General features: G+C 52.2%; 2 protein-coding genes. One reads left to right on the top strand and one right to left on the bottom strand.

What is annotated here, in order from left to right:
• The first annotated feature begins 196 nt into the window (after positions 1–196).
• Positions 197–622, top strand: a complete 426-nt coding sequence (locus OB13_RS16430) for a YtxH domain-containing protein (protein ID WP_461491264.1) — start codon at positions 197–199, stop codon at positions 620–622.
• Positions 623–696: 74 nt separating this feature from the next.
• On the opposite strand, the gene lysS is transcribed toward OB13_RS16430, so the two are convergent.
• The gene (gene lysS, locus OB13_RS16425) at positions 697–2,223 is read right to left on the bottom strand and encodes a lysine--tRNA ligase (RefSeq protein ID WP_461491263.1); all 1,527 of its coding nucleotides are present in this window, start codon (positions 2,221–2,223) and stop codon (positions 697–699) included.
• Between the last annotated feature and the right edge of the window lie 313 nt (positions 2,224–2,536).

Genomic DNA, 2,536 nt, shown 5'->3' with positions numbered 1-2,536 from the left:
GAGCAGAAGGTATACTTTTGACTGAGAAGGAAGTAAAGCATTGTGAAGGCCAAAGCGCCTGCTCAGAACATGAGCAGGCGCTTTGTTTTTCAGGCCACTGAGCTCCCGGACTGAATAACAAAGCGCCTGCACTCTCGTTATTATTTGAAAGGCAGCTGCCTTTTAGTTTATTTTTTACACATAAAGCACAAACACTATGAGAACGAAACTGGATTATAGCAGCCTGGGCGAGGCGAAGAGCAACTATAGCAGCAATAAAGGAAACTACAGCAGTACGAAAGGTATGGACAGCAGCACCAACTCATCGGTGCGTCAGATCAAGGACAAACTGACCAGTACAGGCTCTAGGCAGGAAAGCGGCTCCGCAGGAACTATCGCCCTGGGTTTGCTGGCAGGTGCTGGTATGGGTGTGCTGGCAGGTATACTCATAGCGCCTGACAAAGGGAAGACAACACGCAGAAGAGTGGCCGACTCAGCCTCCTGGGTAGGCCGTGGTATCACAGAAGCGTTTGGCAGCAAGAGTAAAATGGGATCCTGGGTTGGAAAAGGGGATAGCAAACAAGAAGACAGTACCATCGACAACATGATACAAGACGCAAGGTATAAGGATCGTAAGTGGTAGAGGTCCTCCCGATAAAACAAAAGCGCCTGCTATACTCTAGCAGGCGCTTTTGTTTTATCGGGAAGCAGGAATGTCTACTCGTCTTTTTTCTCCGGCTTCATCTGCGGGAAGAACAGCACATCCTGAATGGAGTGCGAGTTGGTCATGATCATGCTCAGGCGGTCTATACCTATACCCAGGCCAGCCGTTGGCGGCATGCCGTACTCCAAAGCACGCAGGAAGTCTTCGTCCAGCACCATGGCCTCCACGTCGCCACGCTTGCCCAGTTCCAGCTGCTCCTCAAAGCGGGCGCGCTGGTCGATCGGGTCGTTTAGCTCCGAGAAAGCGTTACAGATTTCCTTGCCGTTGCAGATCGCTTCAAAACGCTCTACCAGGCCCGGCTTGCTGCGGTGCTTCTTGGCCAGCGGGCTCATCTCCACCGGGTAATCGGTGATGAAAGTCGGCTGGATCAGGTAGGGTTCGCAGGTCTCGCCGAAAATCTCATCGATGATCTTGCCTTTGCCCAGTTTCGGATCCACTTTTATACCCAGTTTTTCGGCTGTCTGGCGCAGTTCCGGCTCTTCCATCTCGGAGATGTCGATCTTGGTGAAGTGCTCGATGGCCTCAAACATGGTAAAGCGCTTCCAGGGACGCTGGAAGTTGATGATGTTCTCACCTACCTGTACCTGGGTAGTACCGTGCAGGTCCATGGCAACTTTCTCCACCATTTCCTCTACCAGATCCATCATCCAGTTGTAGTCTTTGTAGGCCACGTATAGCTCTACCTGCGTGAATTCCGGGTTGTGGAATCGGCTCATACCTTCGTTGCGGAAGTCCTTGGCGAACTCAAACACCCCGTCGAAACCGCCTACGATGAGGCGCTTCAGGTATAGCTCGTTGGCGATGCGCAGGTATAGCGTCATGTCCAGCGTGTTGTGGTGCGTCTTGAACGGACGGGCTGCCGCTCCGCCATACAGTGGCTGCAGGATAGGGGTCTCCACCTCCAGGTAGCCTTTGTCGGACAGGTAATGGCGCATGGAATTCACCAGCTGCGTACGCTTGCGGAAGGTCTCGCGCACGTTCGGGTTCACGATCAGGTCCACGTAACGCTGGCGGTAGCGCAGCTCCGGGTCACTGAAAGCGTCGTACACGTGCTCCACGCCATTCTCGTCCACCTCCCGCTTCACGATGGGCAGCGGCTTCAGGGATTTGGTCAGGATCTTCAGCTCCGTCACGTGTACCGAGATTTCGCCTACCTGCGTCACGAACGCAAAGCCCTTGATGCCGATGAAGTCCCCGATGTCAAGCATTTTCTTGAACACGGTGTTGTACATGTCCTTGTTCTCGCCCGGTGCGATGTCGTCGCGCGACACGTAAATCTGGATGCGGCCGGTGCTGTCCATGAGTTCGGCAAACGATGCCTTGCCCATTACACGGCGGCTCATCAAACGGCCGGCAAGCGTTACTTCCTGGTAGTTGTTCTTCTCTTTATCGAAATTTTCCTTTATCTCTTTGGCAGTGGCAGTAACCTCAAAAGTCTCAGATGGATAGGGGTTGATGCCCATTTTCTCCAGCTCTTCTCGCTCGTGGCGTCTGCGTAGTTCCTGTTCGCTCAGTTGCATGCGATTTTGTACTAAATGTGTCCGTTATGAATAAACCGTAAAATTGCTAAATAAACAGCAGCTTTTAAACATATAATTGCCGAATGTTGGTGATCTGACGGAATTGCTGAGTAGCTAAATCAATATAGAGTACGGAATTCTGTTTTTGCTGGCGTAGCAACCTGTATTCCAGTGCTCTTATACCTACCGTTTCCAAGTTGGCTTCAGCTCACGGGGTATCTTCTATACCTGTACCTGCTGCGTAGCTGAGGCTTTTGCTCATTCCACCTGACGTTGTTGTATAGCTTCACCTGCCGGTGGGGCCTCACTTTTC

Source organism: Pontibacter sp. HJ8, from assembly GCF_054824225.1.
This window is presented reverse-complemented; position numbering and strand designations above follow the sequence as displayed.